Below are 14,335 nucleotides of genomic sequence, written 5' to 3'. Positions count from 1 at the left end.
CGATGATTTCCTGATCGGCGCGAAGCTGGTGCTGGATGCGCTGCCTTCGGGCGCCATCGGCTATCACCGCAGCCTCGATTATATCGTGCTGCCCGTCGGCGACGAGCGCCACGTGGTGCGCGAATCGCATGTCGAGGATCATGCCAAGGCAATGGGCGTGCCCTTCCGCATGCTCGCGCTGATCAAGGGCGCGCTGCTCGCTGGCGCGAGTGCAGAGCTTGACGGCGCGACCTTCACCTTGGTCCACGACGATGCGCTGCTGCCTGAAGACAACACCGGCTTTGGCGGTGCGGGCGCGACTTTGCGCGAGAAAGCGGTGAAGGCCATCGCCGACACCCGCTGGGTTCCCGAAAAGGGCCGCAACCGCATCAGCGCGATGGTCGAGGGGCGGCCCGACTGGGTGCTCTCGCGCCAGCGCGCCTGGGGCGTGCCGATCACCTTGTTCGTCAATCGGAAGACCGGGCAATATCTGGCCGATCCGGCGGTCAATGCGCGCATTGTGGCCGCGATCAGCACCGCAGGCGTGGATGCTTGGGAAGCGGAGCGCGCGCAGGAATACCTCGGCGACGCCTATAATCTTGAGGATTATGAGCGGGTTACCGACATTCTCGATGTCTGGTTCGATTCGGGCTCAACGCATGCTTTCGTGCTCGAAAGCGGGCGCTGGCCCGACCTTATGCGGCCCTTGGGCTACACCGGGCCGCTGGCCGACCTCTACCTCGAAGGCAGCGATCAGCATCGCGGCTGGTTCCAGTCTTCGCTGCTGGAAAGCTGCGCGACGCGCGGCCACGCGCCTTACAAGGCGGTGCTGACCCACGGCTTCACGATGGATCAGAAGGGCATGAAAATGTCCAAGTCGCTCGGCAACACGGTGAGCCCGATCGATCTGATGCGCGATTATGGCGCGGATATCCTGCGGCTCTGGGCGCTGTCGGTCGATTTCACCGAGGACCACCGCATCGGCAAGGAAATCCTCGCCGGCGTGGCGGACCAATATCGCAAACTGCGCAACACCTACCGCTACCTGCTCGGCGCGCTGGAGGGGTTCAGCGATGCCGAAAAGGTTGCCGTGGCGGAAATGCCCGAGCTGGAGCGCTACATGCTGGCGCTGCTTGCGAAGCTGGACGCCACCTTGCGGCAGGAGGTCGATGACTTTGACTACAACACCTACGTCCGCGCGCTGACCGAGTTCTGCAATGAGGATTTGTCCGCGTTCTACTTCGATATCCGCAAGGATTCGCTCTATTGCGACGCGCCGACGGACCCCAAGCGCCGCGCCTATCGCACCGTGCTCGATGTGCTGTTCCATGCGCTGGTCCGCTACGGCGCGCCGGTCATGGTGTTTACGGCCGAGGAAGTGTGGCAAACGCGCTTTCCGGGCGAAAGCGTCCATCTGCTCGAATGGCCGGATGGCAGCTTGCTTGTCGAGGACCCGGCGCTGCTCGAAAAGTGGCAGGAACTGCGGTCCTTGCGCATCGCGGTGAACGAGGCGATCGAGCCGCTGCGCCGCGAAAAGGTCTTGGGTTCTGGCCTTGAAGCGCTGGTGACAATCCCTGTGGGCGCGCCGGAGGCCGACTACGCCGAACTGTTCATCACCGGGACAGTGACCGTGGGCCAGAATGTCGGCATCACCGTGACCCGCACCACCGATCACAAATGCGGCCGCTGCTGGCGGCACTTGCCCGAAGTCACCGCCGATGGCGCGCTATGTGGCCGCTGTGCCGGTGCTATTGCGCAATTTGAGGGCAGCGCGGCATGAGCCCGTTCCTGCGTCTGCGCGCCTATGGCTTCGCATTGGCGCTTCTGGTGTTCGCGGTCGACCGCGCGATCAAATGGTATGTTTCGGGGCCGCTGCAGCTCCAGTATGTCCGCGTGATCCATCTCTTTCCGTTCTTCGCGCTGCGCTGGACCGAGAATTTCGGCATTTCGCTGGGTATGTTTACCGCGACCTCGAGCGAAATGCAGCTTGGGTTGCTGGCGCTTACCGGCGTGATTGCGCTGGGTGTGGTGATCTGGATGTGGCGCGAAAGGGAATGGGGCGACGTGGCCGGCCTTGCTTGTGTGCTCGGCGGCGCGCTCGGCAATATCGTGGACCGTGCCTCCCGCGGCTATGTGATTGATTATGCCGATCTGCATTTCGGCGAATGGCGGCCGTTCCTGATCTTCAACCTCGCCGATGCGGCGATTACCCTGGGCGTGTTGATACTGCTTGCCCGGTCGCTGCTTTCGCGCGAAAAGCCCAGCGAAGCGGCGATAGCGCCCGAAATACCCGCCCCGGAGAATGTTTGATGCGTAAAATCGCCACGGTTGCCCTCCTCGTTGCAGGCTCGGTGCTGCTCTCGGCCTGCGGACGGAGCGGATCGTTGTTCAACCGCGTGCGGCCCGATGAGTTCGCCGTGTCGCGCCAGGCGCCGCTCGTCGTGCCGCCGGATTTCGCGCTCTCCCCGCCCAATCCCGGGGCACCGCGCCCGCAGGACGTAGACAGCAGCAAGCAGGCGCTCGATGCCCTGTTCGGCGGCCCCGCGCCGCGCAGCGCGATCGAGACCGACGCGCTGGGCAAGGCCGGGGCTTCGGCGGTCGATATCCGCAGCGTCGTTGGCGATCCGGCGACGCGGACCGTGTCGAAAGGGTCTTCGCTGCAGGCCATCCTCGCCGCCCCCGAAGGCGATGGGCGCGAGGCGCAGACCAGCATTCCCGGGGCCTAAGCGCTTCTCGCGCTACCCGTCGATCTCCACCACGTCGGCCGTTACGGCCTTGCTGCGGTAGGCGAGCAGCTTGTCGATCTTTCGGCCATCCATATCGACCACTTCAAACCGCCAGCCCTGATCGTGGAAATGCTCGCCTTCCTGCGGCAGCTTTTTGAGCACGGACAGCACATAGCCCGCAGCGGTCGCAAAATCGCGGTCTTCGGGCAGGTCGATGCCCAGCCTGCTGGCCATGGCATCGGCGGGCAGCGCGCCTGAGAGCAGCAGCGAACCGTCTTCGCGCACCGTGACCATCGGGCTATCGCCCACATCGCCGTGCGACACGAAATTGCCCGCAATCGCCGCGAGCAGATCGGCCGGGGTTACGATGCCCTCGAGATGGCCATACTCATCGTGCACCAGCGCAAGCGGCACTTCGGCCTGCTGGATCACCCGCAGCGCGTCCATCGTATCGAGCTGATCGGGCACGATCACCGGCTTTTTCATCAGGCGGCTGAGCATCACTTTGCGCCCGCGCAGCAGGATCGAGAGCACCTCGCGCACTTTGACCACGCCGATCACCCGGTCGACCGAACCATCAGCGACCAGCAGCAGCGAATGCGGGCTGTCGGCAATTGCGGCGCGCAGCTCTATCTCGGTGGCGCGGCGCTCGATCCAGTGCAACTCGGTGCGCGGCGTCATCAGCTCGCGCACCGGGCGCTCGGCGAGGCGCATCACGCTGCTCATCAGCGCGCGCTCCTCCTCTTCGATCACACCGGAGCGGGTGGCCTCGGCAAAGATCATGTGCAGCTCTTCGGCGGTGACATCCTGATCGCCGCTCTTCGCCATTCCAAACAGGCGCAAAAGCAGGCTGGAGGACCGATCGAGCGACCAGACAAAGGGCGCGGTCACTTTTGCGACGATCACCATCGGGCGGGCCGCGACCATCGCAATCGGCTCGGCCGCGCGCAGCGCCAGCTGCTTGGGCACCAGTTCGCCGATGACCAGACTGAGATACGTGGTGACTGCGATGACGAGAATGAACCCGGCGGTTGGCGCCCATTCGGCGGGAACGCCCCATGCGGCCAGACGCTCCCCGGTCGGCCCGCCAAGGCTCGCGCCCGAATAAGCGCCTGCGATGATGCCGACGAGGGTGATCCCGATTTGCACCGTGGAGAGGAACTTGCCCGGATCGGAAGCAAGCTCAAGCGCGACTTTCGCGCCCTGATTGCCAGCTTCGGCGGCGACTCTCAGCCGCGCTGGACGCGCCGACACAATCGCCAGTTCCGACATGGAAAACAGGCCATTGAGCACAACTAGGCCAATGATGATAAAGGCGTCAGGCCAAGGGAACGGGGTCACAACGCAGCGTCTTAGCAGATTCGCACGCCGCCGCGAAGGGCTGCTGTTCGGGAACAGTTCAGCTAGCAGGGTGTTTACATGACAATAATGTGCGGTGCTGCCAAAGGTACTGCACATCAACGCCAGTCAGCAGGCCGTAAGTTCGGCCCTGCCGCTTCGAGGGGACGTACCATGAAAAAACGCCGTATCTTTGTTTCCAGCCTGTGCGCTGTCTCGCTGCTGAGCCTGTCGGCCTGCGTCACCGATCCCAACACTGGCCAGCAAAAGGTCTCGCGCACCGCGCTCGGTGCGGGCGGCGGCGCGCTGGTCGGGCTGCTGCTGGGCGGATTGATCGGCGGCGGCACCGGCCGCATCATCGGCGCCGGGATTGGTGGCATCGCTGGCGGCGCGGTGGGCTATACCATGGACAAGCAGATCAAGCAGCTGCGCGAGCAGACCGCAGGTTCCGGCGTTGACGTCAGCCCCACCGACAACGGCGCGGCAATTCTGGTCAATCTGCCCAATGGCGTTACCTTCGATACCGACAGCACGCTGATCAAGCCTGCGTTCCGCGATACGCTCGACCGGGTTGCGCAATCGATGGTGCAGTATCCCGATTCGCTGATCGACGTTTATGGCCACACCGATTCGACCGGGTCGGACGCTTATAACCAGACGTTGTCGGAAAACCGCGCGCGCGCCGTCGCCGATTATCTGGTCTCGCGCGGCGTTTCCGCGCAGCGCGTGCGCAGCCAGGGCTATGGCGAAACGCAGCCGGTTGCATCCAACGCGACCGACGAAGGCCGCGCGGCCAACCGCCGGGTCGAGATCAAGATCGTGCCTGTGACGCAGGACGATGTCGCGCGGGCCCGCGCGGGGAACTGATCGCGGACGGGGCAAGCCCTGTCTGACAAGTTTCGCTCTCGATAAGTTATGTGCCAGCCGGGTTGACGCGATGTCTCCCCGGCTGGCATCGCTATGGGCCAGAGGAGACGCGCCATGCCGCTCAAACGCCGCCAGATCGCCGGACGAGACATCAACCCGATTGGCCTTGGCTGCATGTCGCTCAGCTGAGCTTATGGCACCCCGCCTTCGGATGAAGACGGCGCGCGCCTGCTCGAACGGGCGCTGGAGCTGGGCTATGATCATCTTGATACCGCGCGGATCTATGGCCTCGGCCACAATGAAACGCTGATCGGCCAGACACTGCGCGGCAAGCGCAGCCAGTTTTTCCTCGCCAGCAAAACCGGCATCATCGTCGATGGCAAGGCCCGCCGCATCGACTGCAAGCCCGAGACGATCCGCGGCGCGCTCGAAACCTCGCTGCAATTGCTTCAGACCGACCACATCGATCTCTATTATCTCCATCGCCGCGATTTTAACGTGCCGATCGAGGAATCGATTGGCGTGCTGGCCGACTTGGTGCGCGAGGGCAAGATTGGCAGCATCGGCCTTTCCGAAATGTCGGCCGAAACGGTGCGCCGTGCCCACGCCGTGCATCCGATCGCCGCGCTGCAGACCGAATATTCGCCGATGACCCGCAACCCCGAAATTGCGGTGCTTGATGTGTGCCGCGAACTGGGGATCACGTTCGTGGCGTTCTCGCCGGTCGGGCGCGGGTTGCTCACCGATGCGGTGCTCGATCCGGACGGCATGGTCAAAGGCGATATCCGCCCCGGCATGCCGCGTTTTCAGGGCGAGAATTTCGTCCAGAACATGGCGCTGGTGCGCGCATTTGCGCAAATCGCGGCGCGTGAGGGCGTGACCGCGGCGCAATTGGCGCTGGCGTGGGTGCTGGCCAAGGGCGAGCATGTGGTGACCATCCCCGGCACCGGGCGGATCGACCATCTGGAGGAAAACATTGCTCGGTGGGATTGGGAAATGCCCGATAGCGTGGGCGCGGAAGTAGACGCGCTGATCAATCGAGAATCCGTTGCCGGGGGCCGTTACAACGACGCGATGCAGGCCACCATCGACACGGAGGAATTCGCTTAAACCGCCAGTCGCGCCGCGCGTTCGGCCATGCGCTCGACCGCAGCGGCATGGATCGCCGGGGCTGTGACGAGCAGGCCAAAGGCGCGCGGATCGCGTTTGTTATACCCAAGCGGCGCGCCGAACGCATCGCTGATGGCGGCCCCCGCCTCGCGCGCGATCAAAGTGGCGGCGGCGATATCCCACTCATAGCCCCAGCGCAGCGTGGCCAGCAGATCGGCCTCGTCCGCCGCGACCATGGCGATGCGCAGCGCAATCGAATTGGGCTTGTCGACCAAGGTCAGATCGCTGTCGCGGCGGGCCAGCGCATCGGCGGGCACGCGGGCCCCTGCCAAAACCGTGCGCTGGCTGGCGCGCAGCACCGCGCCGTTGCGGCTCGCGCCCTGGCCTGCGGTCGCGGCCCAGAATTCGCCGCGCGCGGGCGCATCGAGCACGCCGATCAGCGGCCGTCCTTCGCTGACCAGCGCGACCGAGATTGCCCAGCCGGGCCGCCCGGCGACAAAATCGCGGGTGCCGTCGATGGGATCGACCAGCCAGCATAGCCCGCGCTCCAGCCGCTCGGGATGGTCGATCGTCTCTTCCGACAGCCAGCCTGCCGCAGGCAGCAGCGCGGCCAGTTCGCGCTTGAGGAAAGCGTCTACCGCCAGATCGGCCGCGCTTACCGGATCGCCCGGCTGCTTGTCCCACACTTCCAGCGCATGGCCGTGCCCCGGCCAGCGCGCCAGCGCCATCTGCCCGGCAGCGGCCACGATCCGGTGAAGGCGCGCGAAATCGATCATACGCAACGGGATGCGATGCGGCGCAGGCGAGCGCAAGCGGCAACGCGGGCGATCACCATGCCTTGGTGCTGCATTCGTATGCAGCCAAAACAGCGCCGTCCTTCGCATTTGCGATAGGTGCGGCCTGCGAGCCCTTTTCAAGCACCCGGGCCTGTGCTTTAGGCGATGGGAAAATTCACGCCGCCTCTTTCGCTTCGTTTCGCCAGCCTCAAGGATTTTGCATGAACGTCCATGAATATCAGGCCAAGGAATTGCTCGCCAAATATGGCGTCGGCATCCCCAAAGGCATTGCCGCGATGACTGTGGAAGATGCGGTTACCGCCGCCAGGCAGCTTCCCGGGCCGCTTTATGTGGTCAAGGCGCAGATCCATGCGGGCGGGCGCGGCAAGGGCAAGTTCAAGGAACTGCCCGCTGATGCCAAGGGCGGCGTGCGGCTTGCCAAGAGCATCGAAGAGGTCGAATCGTTCGCTCGCGATATGCTGGGCAACACGCTCGTCACCATCCAGACCGGCGATGCGGGCAAGCAGGTCAATCGCCTTTATGTGACCGACGGCGTCGATATCGAGCGCGAATACTACCTCTCGATGGTGGTGGACCGCGCTTCGGGCCGGGTCGCGATGATCGTCTCGACCGAAGGCGGCATGGACATCGAAGACGTGGCGCACAACACGCCCGAAAAGATCGCCACGATCACGATCGATCCGGCGCAGGGCTTTATGCCGCACCATGGCCGCGCGGTCGGCTATGCGCTGAAGCTGGAAGGCGATCTCAACAAGCAGGCGGGCAAGATTGCGCACCAGCTTTACAACGCCTTCATCGCGCTCGATTGCGACATGCTCGAAATCAACCCGCTGGTCGAAACCAAGGACGCGCAGCTGCTGGTGCTCGACACCAAGATGAGCTTCGATTCGAACGCGCTCTATCGCCACCCCGATGTCGTCGCGCTGCGCGACGAGACCGAGGAAGACCCGGCTGAACTCGAAGCCAGCAAGTACGACCTTGCCTACATCAAGCTTGATGGCAACATCGGCTGCATGGTCAACGGCGCGGGCCTCGCCATGGCGACGATGGACATCATCAAATTGAACGGCATGTTCCCGGCCAACTTCCTCGATGTGGGCGGCGGCGCCAACAAGGAGAAGGTGACGGCGGCGTTCAAGCTGATCCTTTCCGATCCGGCGGTGAAGGGCATTCTGGTCAATATCTTCGGCGGCATCATGAAGTGCGACATCATCGCCGAGGGCATCGTTGCCGCTGCCAAGGAAGTGAACCTGCAAGTGCCGCTGGTGGTGCGCCTTGAGGGCACCAATGTGCAGCAGGGCAAGGATATCCTCTCGAACTCCGGTCTTGCCATTATCCCGGCCAACGATCTCGGCGATGCCGCCAAGAAGATCGTCGCCGAAGTGCAGAAGGTTGCCTAAGCCATGAGCATTCTGATCGACAAGAACACCAAGGTCATCACCCAAGGGATGACCGGCAACACCGGCAAGTTCCACACCGAACAGGCGATTGCCTATGGCTCGCAGATGGTTGCGGGCGTAACCCCGGGCAAAGGCGGCGAAAGCCTGCTGAACGTACCGATCTACAACACCGTGGCCGAAGCCAAGCACGCCACCGGTGCGACTGCCAGCGTGATCTATGTGCCGCCGCCATTCGCCGCCGATTCGATGCTGGAAGCCATCGACGCCGGGATCGAACTGATCGTGGCCATCACCGAAGGCATCCCGGTGCTCGACATGGTGCGCGTGAAGCGCGCGCTCTCGGGCAGCAAGAGCCGCCTGATCGGGCCGAACTGCCCCGGCGTGTTGACGCCGAACGAATGCAAGATCGGCATCATGCCGGGCAGCATATTCAAAAAGGGCTCGGTCGGCGTCGTTTCGCGCTCGGGCACGCTGACCTATGAAGCGGTGTTCCAGACCACCAACATCGGCCTTGGCCAGACCGCCGCGGTCGGCATCGGCGGCGATCCGGTGAACGGCACCAACTTCATCGACGTGCTGGAGCTGTTCCTGGCGGACGAGGACACCAAGTCGATCATCATGATCGGCGAAATCGGCGGCGACGCCGAAGAGCAAGCCGCGCAGTTCCTGATCGACGAGGCCAAGCGCGGCCGCAAGAAGCCGATGGCTGGCTTCATCGCAGGCCGCTCCGCCCCCCCAGGCCGCCGCATGGGCCACGCCGGCGCGATCGTTTCGGGCGGCAAGGGCGATGCAGAAAGCAAGATCGCCGCGATGGAAGCCGCCGGCATCCGCGTGTCGCCGTCGCCGAGCTTGCTGGGCGAGACCTTGGCGGAAGTGCTGAAGGGCTGAGGCTTTTGGCCTTTGGGAGATGGGAAGGGCCGGGGGGAAACCTCCGGCCTTTTTTGTTTGGTGAGCTATGACAATTGATAACGTTGAAGCCATTGGGATCAATTCTGCGGGGTCGCTCTGGCTCAGACCGTCGAACGCAAGTTTTCCCCTCATTTACCGTGAAGCGATGCAGGCTCATTGGGATGAGAAGAGGAAATGCCTTTATGGTCCGACGCCCCGAGAATGGCCGTACGTGATGTGGTTTAAGCAAATCGTCGATGCTGCACGGGAGCAGGGAACCGAATTGCAGTTGACTGGAGTAACGGTTTGGACGGGCATCGACACAGCGCTTCAGCAGGCCATTCTGGCTGCTCAAAAATCCTCCCCTGAAAGGGGAGGTGGCAGCGCGCAGGGCTGACGGAGGGGTAGCGGCTGGGCGCGGCCTTAGCCGGCTGGCGCTGCGCTTGGGGTTACCCCTCCACCACCCTTCGGGCGGTCCCCCTCCCTTTTCAGGAGAGGATTTTGGGGCCAGCCGTGGTTTGCGTATTGGGCAATGGCGGTTGCTACTGAGGTCGCATCCTTTAGCACTTCGGTGGCGGGGATGCGCAGGACGCGCAGGCCTTGGTTTTCAAGCCATAGGGTGCGGATGCGGTCGTGTTCGGCGCGGTCTCCGGTATTGTGGGCGTGGCTTTCGATTTCGATGGCCAGCTTTGCCTCGACGCAAAAGAAATCGAGGATGTAGCGCCCGGCAGGGTGTTGGCGGCGGAACTTGAGGCCTTCGGGGCGCAGGCGGAGTTGCTTCCAGAGGAGGACTTCGGGGAGGGACATGGCCTTGCGCTAGGCGGCGGCCCTGCGCTGGGTTTCCTTTGGGCCGTGGATCATCGTCAGCACCCCTCCACCATGCTTTGTATGGCGCCCCTCCACTTGAAGGGGAGGATTTTTTGTAGCGTTCTTGTTCAAGCCCAGCGAGTTGAACCGCCACCAACTTGGCCCGATCCTCCCCTGCAAGGGGAGGTGGCAGCGCGCAGGGCTGACGGAGGGGTAGCGGCTAGCCCTCTACAATCCGATAGGGCACCAAGTCTCGCTGGCTGGGATCGACGGCAATCGCCTTGTCGCTGGGCGGAAAGGCGCGCTGGTCGCAGGTGTCGCGGGGGCAGATGCGGCAGCTGATGCCGATGCGGGTGACGGCGTCGTCGCTTTTCAGGTTGAGGCCGTCGGCATAGACGAATTCGTCGGCCAGCGCGGCTTCGCAGCCCAGCACCACGGCGTAGCGGCGGGGCTGGCGGTAGTAGCTGCCGCTGGGTTTGACGAGGCCCTTGGCAATCGAGACGTAGCGGATGCCGTCGGGCATTTCGGCAAGCTGAACGTGGATGCGGTCGGGGATGGCGACGGCCTCGTGCACGATCCACAGCGGGCATGCGCCGCCGAAGCGGCCGAATTGCAGGCGCGTGGCGGAGTGGCGCTTGGTGATGTTGCCCGCCATATCGACCCGCGCGAAGAACACCGGAATGCCGCGCGCCTGCGGGCGTTGCAGGGTGGAGAGGCGGTGGCAGCACTGCTCGAAGCTGGTGTGGAACAGCTGGCGCAGCCGGTCGACATCGTGGCGCAAGGTGCGCGCCGCGCTGCGGAACCGCTCGTAGGGCATGAGCAGCGCGCCGGCCGCATAGTTGCCGAGGCCGACCGCGAGAAGGTGGCGCGCGGCTTCGGTTTGCAAGGGAGCTGCGGCGACGATTTCGGCAATCTGACCCGAGAGCGCAAGCGCGGCGACCTGATAGGCGAGCTGAAAGCGGCTGGATTCGTTGGGCTGCGCTGAATCGAGATGGAGGTGGCGCGTCGCGGCATCGAAGCGGCGCAAGGGACCGCCGCCTGCCCATTCGATGGTGACGCCTTCGCGCCTTAGCCATTGCTGCATGGTGCGGATGCGCGGCGTGGTCTCGTCGCCAGCGATCGCTTCGGCGAGCGCTTCTGCGTCGCGATCGATCTGATCGACATAGTTGTTGGCCGCGTGAAACCAGTCGCGCGCTTCCTCCCACGGCAGGCGGCCGCTGCCCATGTTGCCGGGCAGGCCGATGCCTTCGTCCACCATCTCAAGCCGCTGGCGGCTGCGCGCATAAAGCCCGTGAAGCGCCACGAAGCGTTCGGCGAAGGCGGGAAACTGGCGGGCGAGGCGCTCGATCTGTTCGCCCGGGATGGTGCCCGATAGCTCGGGATCGGCGAGTGCTTCGCGCAAGGCCTCGGCCATGCGGTCGCCGTCTGCGGGTTCGAGATCGGCCCAGTCGATGGGGAAGGCCGCGCGCAAGGCATCGCCCAGCGCCGGGGTGAGATGGCGCTCGTCGGTTTCAAGCTGCGAGAGATAGGAGGCGCTGATGCCCAGCGTGCCTGCCATTTCGGCCTGAAGCAGCCCGCGCCGCTGGCGCAGCGCGCGCAAGGCGCGGCCTGCGAAGAGTCGGCGGTTGGACATCAGTACGTTCCGGTAAGCTCTGCCCCCCGGCCCCGCGCACCCTGAGCTTGTCGAAGGGTGTTGCCGCAAGCACTGCGCCAGCATGCTTCGACAAGCTCAGCATGAGCGGGTTGGGTAAGGCGGGGCTTGGAAAGGCAGGTTTGGGGAACGGTTCGCATATCCTGTGTCTAATTTGCAAAGTCTGGCTTTGCAACTTTGCAGAATTACATTGGACAGGCGATTCCCGATGAGGCACCGCCCGAGGTCACAACTCTTGCATCTGGGGCCTTTCTTCATGTCCGCCAATATCGCCGAAATGGAAAAACGCCGCGAAGCCGCCCGCATGGGCGGCGGGCAGCGCCGCATCGATGCGCAGCATGCCAAGGGCAAGCTGACCGCGCGCGAGCGGCTCGACGTCCTGCTCGATGAAGACAGCTTCGAAGAAGTCGATGCATACGTCGAGCACAACTGCGTCGATTTCGGCATGCCCGAACAGACCGTGCCGGGCGACGGCGTGGTCTGCGGTTCGGGCACGATCAATGGCCGGCTGGTCTATGTCTTCGCGCAGGATTTCACCGTGTTTGGCGGCGCGGTTTCCGAACGGCACGCGATGAAGATCTGCAAGATCATGGACACCGCGATGAAAGTCGGCGCGCCGGTGATCGGGCTGAATGACAGCGGCGGCGCCCGCATCCAGGAAGGCGTTGCCTCGCTCGGCGGCTATGCCGAGATTTTCCAGCGCAATGTCCTCGCCTCGGGCGTGGTTCCGCAACTGTCGCTGATCATGGGGCCCTGCGCGGGCGGCGCGGTTTATTCCCCCGCGATGACCGACTTCATCTTCATGGTGAAGGATTCGAGTTACATGTTCGTCACCGGCCCCGATGTGGTCAAAACGGTGACCAACGAGATCGTGACGCAGGAAGAACTTGGCGGCGCGGTGACGCATACCACCAAAACTTCGGTCGCCGATCTGGCCTGCGAGAACGATATCGAAGCGCTTATGCTGGCGCGCGATTTCTTCGACTACCTTCCGCTGTCGAACAAGGAAGCAGCGCCCGAGCGGCCCACTTCCGATCCTTATGACCGGCTTGAGCCCAGCCTTGACACGATCATCCCGGCCTCGGCCAACCAGCCTTATGATATGCACGAAGTCGTGCGCAAAGTGCTGGACGAGGGCGAGTTCTTTGAAATCCAGCCCAAGCACGCAGGCAATATCCTGTGCGGCTTTGGCCGGATCGAGGGCAAGACCGTGGGCGTTGTCGCCAATCAGCCGTTTGTGCTGGCGGGCGTGCTCGATATCAATTCATCGAAGAAGGCCGCGCGCTTCGTGCGGTTCTGCGACGCGTTCAGTATTCCGATCATCACCTTTGTCGATGTGCCCGGCTTCCTCCCCGGCACGGCGCAGGAGCATAATGGCATCATCAAGCACGGCGCCAAGCTGCTGTTTGCCTATGGCGAGGCGACCGTGCCCAAAATCACCGTGATCACGCGCAAGGCCTATGGCGGCGCTTATGACGTGATGGCCTCCAAGCATTTGCGCGGCGATCTGAATTACGCCTGGCCCACCGCAGAAATCGCGGTGATGGGCGCGAAAGGCGCGGTCGAGATCATTTTCCGCGGTCTCTCGCCCGAAGGCATCGCGGAAAAGACCAAGGAATACGAAGACCGCTTTGCCAATCCATTCGTGGCGGCGAGCAAGGGCTTCATCGACGAGGTGATCCATCCGCATTCCACGCGGCGGCGTATCGCGCTGGGCCTGCGCAAGCTGCGGACCAAGAGCCTTGAGAACCCTTGGAAAAAGCACGACAACATCCCGCTTTGAACGAACGCGCAAAGGACTTTCTGCATGACTGACATCTTCATCGTTTCCGGCGCGCGCAAGGCCATCGGCACTTTCGGCGGCAGCCTCGCCTCGTTCCGTCCGGCGGATCTGGGCACCATCGTGATCAAGGAAGCGATTGCCCGCGCGGGGCTGACGCCGGAAAGCATCGAGAACGTGGTGATCGGCACCGTGGTGCCGACGCAGCCGAAGGACGCCTATGTCAGCCGCGTCGCGGCGGTGAACGCGGGCATTCCGATCGAAAGCCCGGCGATGAACGTGAACCGCCTGTGCGGTTCTGGCCTGCAGGCGATTGTTTCCGCCGCGCAAGGGATCGCGCTGGGTGAGCAGCAGATTGCCATCGGCGGCGGCTGCGAGGTCATGTCGAACGCGCCGCACATGGTGCTGACCGCGCGCAATGGGCAGAAGATGGGCGATCAGGTGATGATGGACGCCATGCTCGGCGCGCTCCACGATCCGTTTGAGAACATCCATATGGGCGTGACGGCGGAAAACGTGGCCGAGCGCCACCAGATCACGCGCGAGACGCAGGATGCGCTGGCGGTGGAAAGCCACCGCCGTGCTGCTGCCGCGACGGCAGCGGGCTATTTCAAGGAGCAGATCGTTCCGGTCGAGATTAAGACCCGCAAGGGCACGACCGTGTTCGACACCGACGAGCATTTCCGCAGCGATGCCAGCCTCGAATCGATGGCGGCGCTGCGCCCTGTGTTCAAGAAGGACGGCACCGTGACCGCAGGCAACGCCAGCGGCATCAACGACGGCGCCGGCGCAGTCGTGCTGGCGAGCGGCGAAGCGGTGGCCGAGCATGGGCTTAAGCCGATTGCCAAGATCCTGGCCTGGGGCCATGCGGGCGTTGAGCCTAGCGTGATGGGCCTCGGCCCGGTCAAGGCCGTGCCAATTGCCTTGAAGAGGGCTGGTCTGACGCTAGACCAGATCGACGTGATCGAGAGCAACGAGGCGTTTGCGGCGCA

The 14,335-nt window shown here is 63.8% G+C and carries 13 protein-coding genes and 1 pseudogene; 10 read left to right on the top strand and 4 right to left on the bottom strand.

Going from position 1 to position 14,335, the window contains the following annotated elements:
- The 3 genes from Q0O40_RS12215 to Q0O40_RS12205 all read left to right on the top strand — a co-directional run.
- The coding region (locus tag Q0O40_RS12215; RefSeq protein ID WP_295530147.1) for a class I tRNA ligase family protein at positions 1-1,759 on the top strand (1,759 nt) is incomplete at its 5' end.
- Positions 1,756-2,289, top strand: coding sequence for a signal peptidase II (lspA, locus tag Q0O40_RS12210; protein ID WP_295530144.1), 534 nt, complete (start codon positions 1,756-1,758; stop codon positions 2,287-2,289). The genes Q0O40_RS12215 and lspA, both read left to right, overlap by 4 nt.
- Positions 2,289-2,705 (top strand): DUF3035 domain-containing protein, encoded by a 417-nt coding sequence (locus Q0O40_RS12205; protein ID WP_295530141.1) that lies wholly within the window; start codon positions 2,289-2,291, stop codon positions 2,703-2,705. Before lspA ends, Q0O40_RS12205 begins: the two co-directional genes overlap by 1 nt.
- Positions 2,706-2,717: 12 nt before the next feature.
- On the opposite strand, the gene Q0O40_RS12200 is transcribed toward Q0O40_RS12205, so the two are convergent.
- A complete protein-coding gene (locus Q0O40_RS12200; RefSeq protein ID WP_295530138.1) occupies positions 2,718-4,046 on the bottom strand; it encodes a hemolysin family protein in 1,329 nt (442 codons plus the stop codon).
- Positions 4,047-4,217: 171 nt separating this feature from the next.
- On the opposite strand from Q0O40_RS12200, the gene Q0O40_RS12195 reads away from it, so the two are divergent.
- Both Q0O40_RS12195 and Q0O40_RS12190 read left to right on the top strand, forming a co-directional pair.
- A complete protein-coding gene (locus tag Q0O40_RS12195; protein ID WP_295530135.1) occupies positions 4,218-4,910 on the top strand; it encodes an OmpA family protein in 693 nt (230 codons plus the stop codon).
- Between the two features lie 210 nt (positions 4,911-5,120).
- A pseudogene (locus Q0O40_RS12190) lies at positions 5,121-6,020 on the top strand (aldo/keto reductase); the annotation flags it as partial.
- Here Q0O40_RS12190 and Q0O40_RS12185 read toward each other — a convergent pair.
- The gene (locus tag Q0O40_RS12185) at positions 6,017-6,796 is read right to left on the bottom strand and encodes a 3'(2'),5'-bisphosphate nucleotidase CysQ (RefSeq protein WP_295530133.1); all 780 of its coding nucleotides are present in this window, start codon (positions 6,794-6,796) and stop codon (positions 6,017-6,019) included. The pseudogene Q0O40_RS12190 and the gene Q0O40_RS12185 sit on opposite strands and share 4 nt — an antisense overlap.
- A gap of 221 nt (positions 6,797-7,017) precedes the next feature.
- On the opposite strand from Q0O40_RS12185, the gene sucC reads away from it, so the two are divergent.
- The 3 genes from sucC to Q0O40_RS12170 all read left to right on the top strand — a co-directional run bounded on the left by sucC (position 7,018) and on the right by Q0O40_RS12170 (position 9,502).
- Entirely contained in the window at positions 7,018-8,217 is a 1,200-nt protein-coding gene (gene sucC / locus Q0O40_RS12180; protein ID WP_295530130.1) for an ADP-forming succinate--CoA ligase subunit beta, read from the top strand.
- A 3-nt stretch (positions 8,218-8,220) separates the two neighbouring features.
- Positions 8,221-9,105, top strand: a complete 885-nt coding sequence (gene sucD, locus Q0O40_RS12175) for a succinate--CoA ligase subunit alpha (protein WP_295530127.1) — start codon at positions 8,221-8,223, stop codon at positions 9,103-9,105.
- Between the two features lie 67 nt (positions 9,106-9,172).
- Positions 9,173-9,502 (top strand): hypothetical protein, encoded by a 330-nt coding sequence (locus tag Q0O40_RS12170; protein ID WP_295530125.1) that lies wholly within the window; start codon positions 9,173-9,175, stop codon positions 9,500-9,502.
- A gap of 26 nt (positions 9,503-9,528) precedes the next feature.
- On the opposite strand, the gene Q0O40_RS12165 is transcribed toward Q0O40_RS12170, so the two are convergent.
- Complete coding sequence (locus Q0O40_RS12165; protein WP_295530122.1) at positions 9,529-9,912, bottom strand: endonuclease domain-containing protein; 384 nt, start codon at positions 9,910-9,912, stop codon at positions 9,529-9,531.
- A 220-nt stretch (positions 9,913-10,132) separates the two neighbouring features.
- Complete coding sequence (locus Q0O40_RS12160) at positions 10,133-11,545, bottom strand: short-chain fatty acyl-CoA regulator family protein (protein WP_295530120.1); 1,413 nt, start codon at positions 11,543-11,545, stop codon at positions 10,133-10,135.
- A gap of 274 nt (positions 11,546-11,819) precedes the next feature.
- On the opposite strand from Q0O40_RS12160, the gene Q0O40_RS12155 reads away from it, so the two are divergent.
- Together Q0O40_RS12155 and Q0O40_RS12150 are read left to right on the top strand one after the other, a co-directional pair.
- Positions 11,820-13,346, top strand: coding sequence for an acyl-CoA carboxylase subunit beta (locus tag Q0O40_RS12155; RefSeq protein ID WP_295530117.1), 1,527 nt, complete (start codon positions 11,820-11,822; stop codon positions 13,344-13,346).
- Between the two features lie 24 nt (positions 13,347-13,370).
- The coding region (locus Q0O40_RS12150) for an acetyl-CoA C-acyltransferase (protein WP_295530114.1) at positions 13,371-14,335 on the top strand (965 nt) is incomplete at its 3' end.

It is taken from the genome of Novosphingobium sp. Chol11, assembly GCF_945870625.1.
Lineage (GTDB): Bacteria > Pseudomonadota > Alphaproteobacteria > Sphingomonadales > Sphingomonadaceae > Novosphingobium.
The sequence above is the reverse complement of the archived record's forward strand: the minus strand, read 5'-3'. Positions and strand labels throughout refer to the sequence as shown.

Bases quoted from the DNA above. Each gene is read 5' to 3' on its own strand.
- lspA (WP_295530144.1), top strand. From the start codon at position 1,756: ATGAGCCCGTTCCTGCGTCTGCGCGCCTATGGCTTCGCATTGGCGCTT.
- Q0O40_RS12205 (WP_295530141.1), top strand. From the start codon at position 2,289: ATGCGTAAAATCGCCACGGTTGCCCTCCTCGTTGCAGGCTCGGTGCTG.
- Q0O40_RS12195 (WP_295530135.1), top strand. From the start codon at position 4,218: ATGAAAAAACGCCGTATCTTTGTTTCCAGCCTGTGCGCTGTCTCGCTG.
- Q0O40_RS12185 (WP_295530133.1), bottom strand. From the start codon at position 6,796: ATGATCGATTTCGCGCGCCTTCACCGGATCGTGGCCGCTGCCGGGCAG.
- sucC (WP_295530130.1), top strand. From the start codon at position 7,018: ATGAACGTCCATGAATATCAGGCCAAGGAATTGCTCGCCAAATATGGC.
- sucD (WP_295530127.1), top strand. From the start codon at position 8,221: ATGAGCATTCTGATCGACAAGAACACCAAGGTCATCACCCAAGGGATG.
- Q0O40_RS12170 (WP_295530125.1), top strand. From the start codon at position 9,173: ATGACAATTGATAACGTTGAAGCCATTGGGATCAATTCTGCGGGGTCG.
- Q0O40_RS12165 (WP_295530122.1), bottom strand. From the start codon at position 9,912: ATGTCCCTCCCCGAAGTCCTCCTCTGGAAGCAACTCCGCCTGCGCCCC.
- Q0O40_RS12160 (WP_295530120.1), bottom strand. From the start codon at position 11,545: ATGTCCAACCGCCGACTCTTCGCAGGCCGCGCCTTGCGCGCGCTGCGC.
- Q0O40_RS12155 (WP_295530117.1), top strand. From the start codon at position 11,820: ATGTCCGCCAATATCGCCGAAATGGAAAAACGCCGCGAAGCCGCCCGC.